This is a genomic window from Pantoea phosphatilytica, assembly GCF_051025615.1.
In the GTDB taxonomy this organism is placed as follows: Bacteria; Pseudomonadota; Gammaproteobacteria; order Enterobacterales; family Enterobacteriaceae; genus Pantoea.
This window is the reverse complement of record NZ_JBPFDF010000001.1, coordinates 546,094-561,251: the sequence shown is the minus strand read 5'-3', so window position 1 is coordinate 561,251 and position 15,158 is coordinate 546,094. Positions and strand designations below refer to the sequence as shown.

The window sequence follows — 15,158 nt, the reverse complement described above, 5'->3', positions numbered from 1 at the left end:
TCTTAATCGGGGCGTTGATACGCCCCGCCTCTGCTGTAATAAATCCGCTTTCCCCCTGAATTTTGCTTGTTTCCTGAAGACTCGCAAGTAACATAGCAAAACCCCGGATGGGGCAACTTTTTACTCACTTCTTCTATATAGAGAGATATTTATGAGCGTAGTGCCTGTAGCGGATGTACTGCACGGTCGCGTCGCGGTTGACAGTGAAGTCACCGTACGTGGTTGGGTGCGTACCCGAAGAGATTCAAAAGCCGGTCTTTCCTTCATCGCCGTCTATGATGGCTCCTGCTTTAATCCCGTTCAGGCTGTCGTCAATAATTCTCTGAATAATTATCAGGATGAAGTGCTGCGTCTGACCACGGGCTGTTCCGTTATCGTCACCGGTAAAGTGGTGGCCTCGCCGGGTCAGGGCCAGGCTTTTGAGATTCAGGCGACCAGCCTGGAGGTGGTGGGCTGGGTCGAAGATCCCGACAGCTATCCGATGGCGGCGAAACGCCACAGCATCGAATACCTGCGCGAAGTGGCGCACCTGCGTCCGCGCACCAACCTGATCGGTGCGGTCGCCCGCGTTCGTCATACGCTGGCGCAGGCGCTGCATCGCTTCTTCCATGAGAACGGCTATTTCTGGGTCTCTACCCCGCTGATTACTGCCTCCGATACCGAAGGCGCCGGCGAAATGTTCCGTGTTTCCACGCTGGATCTGGAAAACCTGCCGCGTAACGATCAGGGCCATGTTGACTTCAGCGAAGATTTCTTTGGTAAAGAGGCGTTCCTGACCGTGTCGGGTCAGCTCAATGGCGAAACCTACGCCAGCGCCCTGTCGAAAATCTACACTTTCGGCCCGACGTTCCGTGCAGAGAACTCCAACACCAGCCGTCACCTGGCGGAATTCTGGATGCTGGAGCCGGAAATTGCGTTTGCCTCACTGGATGATGCGGCTGACCTGGCGGAAGCCATGCTGAAGTATGTCTTTAACGCGGTACTGGAAGAGCGCGCCGATGATATGGCCTTCTTCGCCGAGCGCGTAGACAAAGAAGCGGTAGAACGCCTGCAGCGCTTCATTACCACCGATTTCGCGCAGGTCGACTACACCGATGCGGTCGGGATCCTGATGAACTGCGGCCAGAGCTTCGAAAACCCGGTTTCCTGGGGCATCGACCTCTCGTCTGAGCATGAACGCTATCTGGCTGAGAAACACTTCAAAGCACCGGTAGTGGTGAAAAACTATCCGAAAGACATCAAGGCGTTCTATATGCGTTTGAACGACGATGGCAAAACCGTGGCAGCAATGGATGTTCTGGCACCAGGCATCGGTGAGATCATCGGCGGTTCACAGCGTGAAGAGCGTCTGGATGTGCTGGATGCGCGTCTGGAAGAGATGGGCCTGAATAAAGAAGATTACTGGTGGTATCGTGATCTGCGTCGCTATGGCACCGTGCCACATTCTGGTTTCGGCCTGGGCTTTGAACGTTTAATCGCCTATGTTACCGGCGTACAAAATGTCAGGGACGTTATCCCCTTCCCACGTACGCCACGCAACGCGAGCTTCTAAGATTCGGCATTAAATATAAGAAATTCATATATATAAAGAGGTCGGCACTGCCGGCCTTTTTTTATTTTTGTAAATTTTGAGTTGTCTCACAAAGTTCCGTATTTTTTACATTTTGTAATACATATTTTCCTTTTGAAACCAGATTACGAGTTTAGTAGCATTTTCGCGCTAGAATTAAGGCGGGGGGGATGGAAAGATGCGTGCAGACACAGGAAGACACCAAACTTCGTTCAGGGTTCCGTAAAGATTTCCTGACGGCAGTGGCAGGTGTACAAATAACTCCAATGAGGGTAATGAATAATGATGAAGCGCAATATTCTTGCAGTGGTTATCCCTGCTCTGTTAGCCGCCGGCGCAGCCAATGCTGCCGAAATCTATAACAAAGACGGCAACAAACTGGACCTGTACGGTAAAGCTGTTGGCCTGCATTACTTCTCAGATGACGACGGCAACAACGGTGACAACTCTTATGTTCGCTTCGGCTTCAAAGGCGAAACCCAGATCAATGATCAACTGACCGGTTACGGCCAGTGGGAATACAACATTCAGGCGAACAACTCTGAAGGTTCTGACGCACAGGACGGCAACAAAACCCGTCTGGGCTTTGCCGGTCTGAAATTTGGTGACGCGGGCTCAATCGATTACGGCCGTAACTACGGTGTGGTTTACGATGCAATCGGCTGGACCGATATGCTGCCAGAGTTTGGTGGCGATTCAGGCTACTCAGATAACTTCATGAACGGTCGCAGCACCGGCCTGCTGACCTACCGCAACACCAACTTCTTCGGCCTGGTTGATGGCTGGGACTTTGCGGCTCAGTACCAGGGCAAAAATGACCGTGCAGACATTCGTCGCGCTAACGGTGACGGCTACGGTGTGTCAACCAGCTATGTTTCTCCAATTGGTGTAGGCTTCGCAGCAGCATATAGCAGCAGCGATCGTACTAATGCGCAGTCTGCTGGTACCGTTCGTGATACAAATACTAATACCAACGTAGCTACAGGTGTTGGCGAAGGTAAACGTGCTGAAAACTGGGCAACCGCGCTGAAATATGATGCAAACAACGTTTATCTGGCAGCAATGTATGGTGAAACCCGTAACTCTACACCTATCAAATCAGGTGACTTAACCGCGTTTGCTAACAAAGCACAGAACATTGAGCTGGTTGCGCAGTATCAGTTCGACTTCGGTCTGCGTCCATCCCTGGCATACGTGCAGTCTAAAGGCAAGGATATCGAAGGCGTGGGCGATGCTGACCTGGTTAAATACTTCGACGTTGGCGCGACTTACTACTTCAACAAAAACATGTCTACCTATGTTGATTACAAAATCAACCAGCTGAATGACAACAACCCACTGGGTCTGAATACAGACGACGTGGTGGGTGTGGGCCTGGTTTACCAGTTCTAATCCTGCTTCAGCATGTTGAAAAACGGGGCTCTGGCCCCGTTTTTTTATGGCAGCGATTTGAGATATCCGCGTTTTACACCACCTTCCCCCGTGCTTCTTCACGCTGGTTTGACCCTCTCGTCATCTGCAGCGCAAAATGCAGGAATTTGTCTCGCAAACGGTTGGCATTTGCCCGGCCGGGCGCTAACCTGAGAGTCCTCTTGCTTAAGTTCACGCTAATGGACCTGACACATGTTTGAATCGATCTCTGCTGCACCCGCCGATCCTATTCTTGGGCTGGCCGATCTGTTTCGTGCCGACGACCGCCCTGAAAAAATCAATCTGGGTATCGGCGTTTATAAAGACGAAACCGGCAAGACCCCGGTGCTGACCAGTGTTAAAAAGGCTGAGCAATACCTGCTGGAAAACGAAACCACAAAAAACTATCTCAGCATTGATGGTCTGGCGGATTTCGCCCGCTGCACGCAGGCCCTGCTGTTCGGCATCCAGAGCCCCCTGATTACCGCCAGCCGCGCGCGCACCGCGCAGACGCCGGGCGGTACAGGCGCACTGCGTGTTGCAGCCGATTTTCTTGCTACGCAGACCACGGTGAAGCGGGTCTGGATCAGCAATCCGACCTGGCCGAATCATCACAACGTGTTTCACGCTGCCGGTCTTGAAGTCTGCGACTATCACTATTACGACGCAGAGACCCATTCGCTGGACTTTGAAGGGATGATCGCGTCGCTGCAGCAGGTTCAGCCGGGTGATGTGGTGCTGTTCCACGGCTGCTGCCATAACCCGACCGGGATTGACCCGACGGCGGAGCAGTGGCAACAGCTGGCGCAGCTTTCACAGGCCAGGGGCTGGCTGCCGTTATTCGACTTCGCCTACCAGGGCTTTGCCCGTGGTCTGGAGGAAGATGCTGAAGGCCTGCGCATCTTTGCCGCCTCACATCAGGAGCTGATTGTTGCCAGCTCTTACTCGAAGAACTTTGGTCTCTATAACGAGCGTGTAGGTGCCATCACGCTAGTGGCAGCGGAGGCGGGCGTAGCCGATACCGCGTTCAGCCAGGTGAAATATACGATCCGCTCCAACTACTCTAACCCACCAGCGCATGGTGCGGCGGTGGTCGCCACGATCCTGGGCAATGACACGCTGCGCACAATCTGGGAGCAGGAGCTGTCGGATATGCGTCAGCGCATCCAGCGCATGCGCCAGCTGTTTGTGAACACCCTGGCGGAAAAAGGTGCACAGCGCGACTTCAGCTTTATCATCAGACAGAACGGTATGTTCTCGTTCAGCGGCCTAACCAAAGATCAGGTGATCCGCCTGCGGGAAGAGTTCGGGGTTTATGCCGTCAACTCAGGCCGCGTGAACGTGGCGGGCATGACGCCAGACAATATGTCGGCGCTGTGTGAAGCGATTGTCGCTGTGCTGTAACGCAGACGACGTAACGAAAAAATGGGCCGGATGGCCCATTTTTTTATGGCAGGAAAACCGCTGACGCTTTACTGCAGGAAAGGGTTGCTGATGCGTTCATGTCCCAGCGTAGAGACTGGGCCGTGACCAGGCAGGAACGTCACGTCATCGCCCAGCGGCAGCAGTTTGCTGCGGATAGCCGCGATTAACTGCTGGTGATCGCCCTGCGGGAAGTCAGTGCGCCCGATGCCGCCATTGAAAATGACGTCACCGGAGATCAGCAAGCGCCCCAAACGATCAAAGAACACAACATGCCCGGGCGAGTGTCCCGGACAGTGCAGCACCTCCAGCGTGGTCAGCCCGACCTGCACGCTCTCGCCCTCTTCCAGCCAGCGATCGGGGGTAAAAGGCGCGCACTCTTCCAGTCCGAACATCCGGCTCTGCGTGGGCAACGCCTCCAGCCAGAAAGCATCGCGCTTTTGCGGCCCCACAATCTGAACATCATAGAAGGCGGCCAGCTCCACGGCGGCCCCGACATGATCCAGATGGCCATGCGTCAGGAGGATCTGAGCGGGTTTAAGACTAAGCTGTTCCAGCGTTTGCTTAATCAGTTCAGCATCGCCGCCGGGGTCGACCAGCGCGGCTTCACGCGTGGTCTCGCACCAGATAACGGAACAGTTCTGAGCAAACGCTGTAACAGGAATAATGTGGTAATTCATAACGCTCCATGACCGGCTCACGCAGCGTTGCCGGTGTCGTTACCAGTGCCTGATCGGCCCGGTGTCAATGTGCACAAAGTTACTGCGGGGATAATATCCTACACCACCGGCGCGCAGAGATAACGCCGCTTTGCGTACATTCGCTAACGAAATCCCTTCAATATGAAAATCCATCGCCTGACCTTTGGTGTGATAGCTATGCTTGGCTACCCCGGGACCACTTTCCCGCAGCATATTATTGGTGGCCAGAGAGCGATAACCCGACACCAGCTGAATGGGTTTACGCGTCCCCAGCAGGGCCTGCAGGCGAAAGATTTGGTCAAACAGATGGGGGTCAATACTTTTTACTTTGTTGGCGCGATAGTCCCGGAAGAAGTGATTTAATCGTGACAACTCATCCTTGTCGTAACTCTTACCATTAAAAAATTCAGTTTTAAGGGTTTCACCGGTGTGAAGGTTATTGAGCATCAACACACGCGGACGAGACGTTGAAAGTGAGGCCCTGGCAGAAGCTGGCAGGAGTGCCAGTCCGGCGGCGGCGCTACCGCATAACAGTAGTTTGCGACGAAAAGAATCAATAGTAGACATGTAGCGGATTACCTGAGAGTCAAGCCATAGTCATGTGCAAAAAGCGCACAGGCCGAACCATAACTTTCTCTCAGTGGAGCGTCAACCCATCCACCAGCAGTTTGCGAGGCGACCCGCACCAGGATCGCCTCTGGCTGCCTCTTCTCCCTGCACCGCTAACGATGCAAAATCAATCACTAGAGCAGCAATTTCTCTGCCCGGCTCAGCGCCTGGCTGCCCGAACGCGCCGTGTCATCATAATTGTAAATATCTGTACGGAACTGGGGTTTGCCGTCATCTGCGACCCACGCTGTCAGATAGTAAAGATTGACGGGAATGCGATGGCGAATCGGCACATAGCGGGTATCGCCCTCTTTCAGGGTGCTGGAAATGCGGGAATCATTCCAGCCTGCATCTTGCAGCAACAGACCCGCCAGTTCAGAGGCTTTATTGACCCGGACACAGCCTGAGCTCAGCGCACGAATATCGCGCTGGAAGAGGTTGTGGTTAGGCGTGTCGTGCAGATAGATCGCATCCGAGCTGGGCATATTGAATTTATAACGCCCCAGCGCATTGGCTTCACCCGGTGCCTGAATCAGCCGGTAAGGAAACGAGGAGGCGGTTACCATGCGCCAGTCGATCATGCTGGGGTCGATGACTTCAGCATCCGCACTCCAGCCCGACAGCAGGGTATAACCATGCTTGTATAGGTAAGTTGGATCCTGCTTCACTTTAGGAATGATATCTTTGCGCACCAGCGTCGTCGGCACGTTCCACGGCGGATTGAGCACCACATTGTTCAGCGCGCTGCGCATCAACGGCGTTTTGCGATCGGGACGGCCGACGATAACCCGCGATGAGAGAATTTTATTGCCGTTGTTGTAATAGATCAGCGAATAGTTGGGGATGTTGACCATGATGCCGTTATGCATATCGTCCGGCAGCAGACGCAGTCGCTGAATATTCAGCGCCAGCAACGACGCGCGCATCTGCGGAGAGACGTTGAGCCACTGCCGCGTTCTGGCCCCGATAGCGCCATCGCCATCCAGTCCCTGCCACTGCTGAAAACGTTTCACCGCCGCTACCAGCGTCTCATCGTAAATATTGGCCGTGTTGCCTTCGAGTGTCTGGCTGCGGACGTTACCTGGCGACTGCGGTGCAGGGGAAATCAGATTGCTGATCGGCGCAGCAGAAGGGCTGACCGCCACCGGCTGGTCGCTATGCGTTACCGGCGAGGGTGCGACGGGCACCGCATCGTCATCGGGTGCCGGTGCATTTACCTGCGCCGTTAACATGCCGCTGCGCTGCAATATTTCACGCAGTGCCGGTACATCATCGCTGACCTGACCCGGACGCAGCGTTTCACTGCTTTTCAGCTGTGGCCAGGGCTGTCTGTCGCTGAGCAGCGTCTTCAGCGCAGCGTGCATCAGCTTATACTGGGGATGCTGCGGCTGCAGTGAGGTTATAAAGTGGCTGGCCGCTCCGGCATTGACCGCATTCTGCCACTGATTGACTACCGCGACCGACGGCTGCGTCAGCCGGTAAGGAACATTGCTGTAGAGCCAGGTTTCCCCCTGGGTCGGAACACTGGAGACGAACTGCAGATAACCCAGCATCGCATCGGAAAGGGTTACATCCCGCGCAAAGCCGGTAATAGCCGGGTTAGTCAGACGCTCAATCCAGCGCGTGAACTGCGGCTGAACGCCAGACAGCGCCACCTCAGCCAGCTGCTGCTGAAATTTTTCTACTGCCTGGGCATCCTGCCAGAGCGGCTGCATATTGCGGGACGCATAGAGCGCCGCCAGCGGCGCCTGATAGAATGGCTGATCGGCGCCGGAAAAAGCCTGGCGGATACGTTGCTGACTTTCAGTGACGGAGAGTGCCGCATGCGTTTTGCCGGGCAGTGCAGCGATAATCGCGGCTTGTGGTAGCGTAAATGGAACAGCGGTTAGCGCCAGCGCTAACAATGATACAACGCGATGATGATTAACCTTTTTTACCAGCAACATCCCTGCCCCCTTATCTTCTCAACTACGCAGCGTTCCCTGTAACGACTGCGTTCGGGCTGCTACTCATAATGTTGAGTATACAAACAAAAACGGCATTTGCCTTCTGTGACAAATGCCGTAACCAGATTAACCAATGGTTCAGTTTTTGACTACGTCTCTGCCTGGGAATTTTCAGCAGTTAAATCAGGCAGCGCATCCGCGTCGCTGCCTGGCCGCACCGGTGAGGGATCGGCGGCAAAACCGCGCAGCCCGACCACATGGACGTGCTCGGTATTATTGAACACTTTACGCACCAGCTTATAGGTCGTGCCTTTCTCCGGGCTGATGTTTTCTGGCGCGGCAATCACCAGCTGCATCTCCAGTCGCTCGCACAGCTCGAACAGCGTGGCGATGGAGCGGGCATCCAGACGGGCTGCCTCATCGAGGAACAGCAGACGGCATGGCGATATATCTTTGCCGCGCAGACGACGTGACTCCTCCTCCCAGCTCTGTACTACCATCACCAGGATAGACATACCGGTACCGATCGCCTCACCGGTTGACAGCGCGCCGCTCTCTGCCCGCAGCCAGCCATCCGACCCACGGTTCACTTCCACTTCCATCTCCAGATAGTTGCGGTAGTCCAGCAGCTCTTCACCGATGGTCTGCGGCGTGCGCTGTCCCATGTCGATATGCGGATTCAGGCGCTGATAAAGTTTCGCCAGCGCCTCCGAGAAGGTCAGGCGGTTGCTGTTAAACAGATCCTGATGCTGTTCATGCTCTTCCGAGAGGGTGTCCAGCAGCATTGAATGGGTTTCACGCACGTTCACGTTGAGCCGCACGCTGCGAACCTGACCAAAGCTGACGGTCTGCAGGCCCTGGTTAAGCTGGCGGATACGGTTCTGCTCACGCTGGATGGTCTTACGGATGATATTCGCCGCACTGCGGGAGCTGATCGCCAGCGTCTGCTCACGCGCAGTCAGCTCTTCCGTCAGCCGGTTCAGCTCAATTTCCATCTGTTCGATCGCTTCCACCGGATCGTCCGTGCGAATAATATCCTGACGGATACGCTCGCGCAGATGCTGGTAGACCGCAATAAAGAACTGAATTTTACGTTCCGGACGTTTGGGATCTTCCGACAGCCGCAGCACATCCCGCAGATGTTCGTTGTCCGCCACCGCCAGACGCAGCGCACCCAGTGCTTTATCGGACATCGAACGCAGCTCATCGCCGCTCAGATAGGCCAGTTCGCGTCGATGCAGACGGCGCTCCACCCCATTCTCTTTGACCAGACGCAGCACGGTACACCAGCCCGCTTTCGCGCTGACCACCTGCTCACGTACCTGATGATAATTTCGCTCCAGCTGACGCAGTCGCTTCTGCAGGTTGTCCATCTCCGCTTCACAGAAGGTCAGCTGTTTTTCCAGCTGATTGCGGCGGGCACGGTTGTGGCTCAGGGCCGTGTAAAGCTCATCACGACGTACGCGTGCACGGGCTTCTGCGCTGCTATCGGCCTGAACGCCGATATCCTGCATCTCCTGCTGCAACTCCTTCAGCATGTCGCGTTTGGCATCCCAGGCGCTCTTCAGCGAGGCGAGCACCTGAGTGAACTGCGTCAGCTGGGCCTGATGTTCCCGCAGGCGATCGCGACAGCGGCTGCGTTCGCTTTCCGCCTGTTCCAGACGCTGGCGCAGCTTATCGCTGAGATCGTTGTTGCCGTTGAGCATGCCCGCAGAGTCTTCATAGCTGAAGTGTGCTCGGCGCTGTACCACTTCGGTCAGGGCAAAGGCCTGCTGACGTGCGCTGCGCTGCTGCTGCTGCGCCTGCTGATAATCGGCCTGAAGCTGCTCATGCTGCTCCGGATCGCTCTGCAATACGGCGAGGATCGGTTCAAGTTTCGCCAGCTTAGCGCCATGCTGATGCAGGAAGCGCGCCGCGTCCTGCGCGGCATTGACCTGCTCACGGATCTCTTCGCAGCGGTCGGCCAGGGTATCGTCCAGCAGCAGATTAACGCGAGGCAGCAGACGGTTTAACTGCGACACGCCCTCTTTCGCCTGCTCATACTGCTGACGCTGCTGCTGGTTGTTGCTTTCATGCTGATTCAGCGCCCGCTCCAGCTCGCCCCGCCGCGCGCCCAGCTGACGGATCTGCGCTTCCGGATCGTCATCAAAGGCGACAGCCAGATGTGAACCGATAAAGCGGCTGAAGGATTGATGCAGACGCTGGGTTTTCTGCACATCAAACGACAGCGTAGCGTAGCGTTCAGCCAGTTTGTCGCGCTCAAGGTGCAGCTGCTCAAGCTGATTCTCACGCGCTGCGCGGCCAAACAGCGGTATTTTCGGGAAGCGCGAGTAGCGCCACTGACGATCCGCGACCTTCACGACAACGGCATTCTGCAGCTCATCGACGCTGAAAACGCTGTCATCGAACGACTGCGGATCCCCTTCGATCAGATAGAGATCTTCCGGGCACTCTTCCAGCCCGTCCAGCATCTCGCGCACCTGCGAGAGATCGGGCACCACAATCGCATGACGCGACGGACCGTAAAGCGCCGAGAAGTAAGGCGCATCATCCAGTGTCACATCATCATAAATTTCAGAGAGCAGAACGCCGCCAAACCGTTCGGCCAGCTGGGTCAGACGCGCATCTTCCGCACCGCCTGGCTGGCTCAGTCGCTCAATCTGCTGCTCAATATCGCGTTTGCTGGCAGCCACTTCGTCGCGTTCGACGGTGGTTTCACGCTCACGCTCCAGCAGCTGCTGCATATATTCGGTGACATCCTGGCTGCTGCTGAGCGCCTGACCGGTCTGCTCACTGAGCTGCGTCAGGATCTCCTGCGCCGCCAGCCAGTGAGGGGCACGGGCGGTCAGGCTGGTGATGCGCTCACGCAGCTGCTCCAGCTCCTGACGCATCTTCATGCGCTGTTCACCGGCGTCCGACACGCTGCTGTTCAGCTGCTCGATCCGGGCTTCCAGCTCCTGCTGCAGATCCGCCAGCGCATCGGGTTCGTAGTGCTGTCCCTGACGCTTGCAGAACTCGGCCAGCAGACGCTCCGCCTCATGCTGCTCGCGCAGACGCTGTTCCAGTTCATTAAGACGCAGACGCAGCGACGAGAGCTGCTCGGCGTGGTGACGCTGATTGCTCGCATCGCGCAGCAGTTCGCGGCCGATCTGCCACGCATCCTGTCGCGTCACGTCACCGGCGATGCTGGTGACCAGCGCCAGCGCCTGCTCAAACTGACTGTGCGCCGCTTCCGCCACGCTCAGCTTCTGTTCCAGATGGAGCAGACGTTCTGTCGCCTCTTCCTCTTTAGCCTGGAAGCTCTCCTGCCACTCTGCCGCATTATCAATGTTCAGTTCGGGCAGCTGACAGAGCGTCCGGGCGCGCTCCAGCGCCTGCAAGGCCTGCTGATACTGGATAGCACGGGTCTGCTGCACATCGAGCGCCTGCTGGAAATCGGCCAGCTGGCTTTTCAGCTCATCCACTTCCAGCTCGGCTGCTTCGGCGCGGGCTTCGTTCTCTTCCTGAATTTCGCGCGCTTCGGCGACCACTTCGGTCTGCTCTTCCAGCCGCAGGGTCAGATCTTCGATATCCGCGTCGTAACGTTCAATCTTCTCCTGCTGACGCATCGCGGTCTGCACCAGGTTCAGGTGGTCGCTGGCGGCCTGATAATCGACTTCAAGATCGTTTTCTGCGCCGCTGTGCTCAGCCAGTTCGCGCGCCATCTCAACGTGACGATACTGTTCGGTTGCCAGCTGCTTGCGGCTGCTGAACAGCTCGTTGCGCAGCTGCAGCGCGCTGTCGAGGTGCCCCCGTCGCTCGTTGGCGTGACGCATATAGTCCGCTGAGACGTAGCTGGTCGCCTCGGAGATCAGGTGCTTGAAAAGATCGCGGTCAGACTGCGTCACGCGAATCGCTTCCAGCGTCATGCGGTTCTCGCGCAGCGCGGCTTCCATATCCTGGAACGCTTTGCGCACCCCGCTGTTTTCAGGCAGCAGGTAGTCACGCAGCGATCGGGTGATGGCGCTGGAGATCCCGCCATAGAGCGAGGCTTCAATCAGGCGATAGAACTTGCTGCGATCGCTGGCAGAGCGCAGACGACGCGGCACCACGCCGAGATCAAACATCATGGCGTGATAGTCAGTGACGGAGTTATAGGCGCGGAACTGCACGCCCTCCTGCGCCTCGACGCGCTCTTTGACCTCGTTCAGCGGCAGTACGCGCGCCTGACGGCTGTTAAGCACCTCCGTCAGCATGTCGGTCGGATTGGTGTCGGTGGGCAGGCCGTGAATACTGAAGGGCTTGATATCGACCTTTTTATCGCGTCCCGCCACCTGCTGCAGGCGGACGCCGACCACCACACGCTGATGACGTGAGTTAACCACATCCAGCATCGAGTAGCAGACCCCGGCGCGCAGTTTACCGTGCAGACCTTTGTCGCGGGAGCCGGAGGTGGCGCCCGCTTCGGTGGTATTACGGAAGTGCAGCAGCGTCAAATCGGGGATCAGCGCCGTCACGAAGGCGGCCATCGTGGTGGACTTGCCTGCACCGTTACCGCCGGACAGCGTGGTGACTAATTCATCAAGATCAAAGGTACGGGCAAAAAAGCCGTTCCAGTTGATCAGCGTAAGCGAACGAAATTTTCCGCGCTCAATCATGCCTGTTCTTCCTCTGCGTTCTCACTCGCGTCGCTTTCCTGCCCTTCACCTTCGTCGGTGTCGACCGCTGCTGTCGCGTTTTCCAGTAGCATGGCTTCGCCATCCCGAATCAGGCGAAGCTGCGCTTCACGCGCGTCATCGCCGCCGCGCACGTCGGCACCAAAACGAAACACCGATTCGGTGATGCGGAATTTGCTGCTGTCGTTGCCGAAAAACCACACCATGCCCAGGCGACGCAGGCGGCTCAGGGAAGCGCGCACTTTCTCCTGCAGTTTGGTGCGGTCCAGATCGGATCCTGTCGAACGCTGATTGACCAGCTTCAGCAGACGGTTCTCGTCGGCCAGAGAGAGCAGTTCGTCATACAGCTCCTGCTGGGTGAAGATCCCCTCATTGGCCAGCCTTTCCGGGCTGAGATAGAGGTAGCAGAGGATCTTGCCGACCATCATATCCAGCTCAGAGAGTACCGAACGCGGGATCAGCGTGGTTGAACGCGGACGCAGATAGAAAAACCCTTCCGGAGCACGAATTAACTCAACGTGATAGCGGGTGTAAAACTCTTCGAGGTATGACTGGTAATCCATCAGAAAAGCGTGGTTATCCAGCTCTTCGATACCGATATGACGTCCGGCGCGTAACTGACTGTCCAGCGCTGGGAAAATCGGGTTGGCCAGTGCCTGTGCCAGTTTAACCGGCATCACTTGTTCAATATTTGTCGATGACATGTGCCTGCACCTTGGCTCCGTAATCATTGATGGCTTGCCATTCCACAGGCAAACCGGCTAAATCAGCTTCCGCTACGCCGAGACGCACCGCCTGGTCGACCACAATCCGCGCCAGATCGAAATGGCGGGCGCGTGGGTACTGAGCCAGGTAGTCACGCATCACTGACGCGAGGTTGAGCGGTTTCTGTTGCGCTTTATAGACCTGCAGCGCCTCTTCGATCATCGCTGCCAGCTGTTCGCGAATTTCATTGATCTCTTCGTACTCCATCTCCGGCGGCAGTTCGCCCATGACTTCATCATTCCGCAGCGTCAGCGCCTCGTCACGCATGTCATACAGGCGGTCGGCGTTGGCGTAGGTCAGTGCCCAGGGGGAATCGAAGTAGTTCTGCACCGAGACCCGCAGACGCTGCGCAAAGACGCGGTTTTTATCCATGTCGATGGCGGTACGGATAAATTTATGGACATGACGGTCATAGCCGATCCACAGGTCGATCGCCTGCTGGCCCCAGCTGGTGATACGGTCGAGCTTGCTTTGCAGATCAAACACCAGCTTATCGACGAAGCCCAGATCGGGACTGTCCAGCGTGGCATCCTGAATGCGCAGCAGATTTTCCTGAAGTTTGTCCCCTGCCGCTTCCAGCGTATCCCGCAGTTCACGCAGCGTGCCGGACGTTTCAGAGAGCAGCATTTCGCAGCTGGAGATAGCCGCGCGCCAGTCTTTGTTCAGCAGTTCGGCGATGTCGTTTTTCACCGCCTGCTGCTGTTCATCCATCAGACGCTGGGTCATATCAATGCTGTCGAAGATCTCCGCCACAGAATATTTCAGCGGCGCGAAAACGTTGCGGTGCCAGTGAAACTCATCGCCATTTTCCTGAGCGGCATCGGCGGCCCGTTTCAGCTCACTGGCGACAATCGAAAGCTGCATCGACAGGCGCAGCGTTGAAAACTCACGCTGGCGGATGTAGTAGTCAGTGATGCCGATTGCCAGTGGCGTCAGACGATAGATGGCGTTGCCTTCGGTCAGCTCGCTGGTAAAACGGTTGAGCAGACGCTGTCGCACCATGTCGTTGATGGCGTTGTTGGCACGGACCAGCACAGTTTCATGGGTTTGTTCGAAAGCTTTACTGACGTGGCGAAAAGCATCGATCAGATCGCCCTCGCTCATTTCGCCATCCATTCGCTCACCGTTGAGGGTGGCGATAGCCAGCAAAAAGGCCAGACGTTCCACCGGCAGCGCAAGAGAAAAGTCATTTTTGCGCGCCCAGGAGACCAGTTCAGGTACCGTCTGGGAAAATTCACTCATAATTCGTCCTTCTGCCCGGGTTTACGCGCGGTTACGTGAATGTAACGCCCTAAGCTCAAAAAGGGTTCCTGACGGCAGTAACGCCGCTCCATCTCAATGATTTCATCGTCGCTTTTCGGCTCGCCTTTGGGCGGCTTCATATAGTCGCTGAACACCCGGATACCGGCGCGCTGCTCAATCACAAAGCCACACGCTTCAAGCCAGCGGTAGACCTGTTCGGGGTCGCGCGGATAATCAGGCGACAGCGTGCGCTTTTTGCGTTTGGTCAGATTCGTGCGCAGATAGCCGAAGTTTCCCAGCGTCAGGGTGCGCAGTGTCAGGCCGTGCAGATTGTAAAACATCAGCGACATAACGCCGCCCGGACGCAGCGAATCAAACAGCGCCTTCAGCACTGCCTCCGGTTCAGCGACCCACTCAAGCACAGCGTGGAACAATACCAGATCCACCGGCTTATCCAAATGTTCGCCCACCTGCTGAGCGCTGATTTGTCTGAATTGCATGTTGTGGCTCACACCCTGTGCTGCGGCATTTTCTTCGGCCCGGCGCAGCATTTCGCCAGAGAGATCGCACAACAGAACCTGATGCCCCTGCGCGGCGAGGCCACTGGAGACCTGCCCCACACCGCCGCCTGCATCCAGCACGGTGAGCGGGGATGAAGAGAGGCTGGGCACGATCTTTTCCAGCTCGTCCCAGAGGATGGCCTGGCGTATTCGCCCTTTCGTGGTGCCGTAAATATTTTGCGAAAATTTATCCGCGAGATCGTCAAAGTTACGATCCTGCATGGCATGCGCTCCGGTATGCTGCGGTGAGACTTGTGCTATTTTGTCACAGGCACCAG

At 56.4% G+C, this 15,158-nt stretch carries 10 protein-coding genes; 3 read left to right on the top strand and 7 right to left on the bottom strand.

The genetic code is table 11. The features are described 5' to 3' along the window. Positions 1–151 precede the first annotated feature (151 nt). The 3 genes from asnS (at position 152) to ACR6AS_RS02845 (ending at position 4,384) form a co-directional block, all read left to right on the top strand. Entirely contained in the window at positions 152–1,552 is a 1,401-nt protein-coding gene (asnS, locus tag ACR6AS_RS02855) for an asparagine--tRNA ligase (RefSeq protein WP_434161075.1), read from the top strand. A gap of 300 nt (positions 1,553–1,852) precedes the next feature. Then, complete coding sequence (gene ompF / locus ACR6AS_RS02850; RefSeq protein ID WP_111138795.1) at positions 1,853–2,962, top strand: porin OmpF; 1,110 nt, start codon at positions 1,853–1,855, stop codon at positions 2,960–2,962. Positions 2,963–3,193: 231 nt separating this feature from the next. Further along, a complete protein-coding gene (locus tag ACR6AS_RS02845; RefSeq protein ID WP_434161073.1) occupies positions 3,194–4,384 on the top strand; it encodes an amino acid aminotransferase in 1,191 nt (396 codons plus the stop codon). A gap of 68 nt (positions 4,385–4,452) precedes the next feature. Here the strand turns inward: ACR6AS_RS02845 and ACR6AS_RS02840 are convergent, their stop codons facing one another. From ACR6AS_RS02840 to cmoM, 7 genes are all read right to left on the bottom strand, one after another. Then, positions 4,453–5,082, bottom strand: a complete 630-nt coding sequence (locus tag ACR6AS_RS02840; protein WP_111138797.1) for an MBL fold metallo-hydrolase — start codon at positions 5,080–5,082, stop codon at positions 4,453–4,455. A gap of 39 nt (positions 5,083–5,121) precedes the next feature. Beyond that, positions 5,122–5,670, bottom strand: a complete 549-nt coding sequence (gene mepK, locus ACR6AS_RS02835) for a peptidoglycan L,D-endopeptidase MepK (RefSeq protein ID WP_111138798.1) — start codon at positions 5,668–5,670, stop codon at positions 5,122–5,124. Positions 5,671–5,846: 176 nt separating this feature from the next. Next, entirely contained in the window at positions 5,847–7,658 is a 1,812-nt protein-coding gene (gene ldtD, locus ACR6AS_RS02830) for a L,D-transpeptidase (protein ID WP_111138799.1), read from the bottom strand. 149 nt (positions 7,659–7,807) lie between these two features. Next, positions 7,808–12,295, bottom strand: a complete 4,488-nt coding sequence (mukB, locus tag ACR6AS_RS02825) for a chromosome partition protein MukB (RefSeq protein ID WP_434161070.1) — start codon at positions 12,293–12,295, stop codon at positions 7,808–7,810. Further along, positions 12,292–13,017, bottom strand: a complete 726-nt coding sequence (mukE, locus tag ACR6AS_RS02820; protein ID WP_111138801.1) for a chromosome partition protein MukE — start codon at positions 13,015–13,017, stop codon at positions 12,292–12,294. The genes mukB and mukE overlap by 4 nt, the downstream gene beginning before the upstream one ends. Next, the gene (gene mukF / locus ACR6AS_RS02815; protein WP_434161067.1) at positions 12,998–14,320 is read right to left on the bottom strand and encodes a chromosome partition protein MukF; all 1,323 of its coding nucleotides are present in this window, start codon (positions 14,318–14,320) and stop codon (positions 12,998–13,000) included. The genes mukE and mukF overlap by 20 nt, the downstream gene beginning before the upstream one ends. Further along, complete coding sequence (cmoM, locus tag ACR6AS_RS02810; RefSeq protein WP_293773903.1) at positions 14,317–15,102, bottom strand: tRNA uridine 5-oxyacetic acid(34) methyltransferase CmoM; 786 nt, start codon at positions 15,100–15,102, stop codon at positions 14,317–14,319. Before cmoM ends, mukF begins: the two co-directional genes overlap by 4 nt. Positions 15,103–15,158 lie beyond the last annotated feature (56 nt).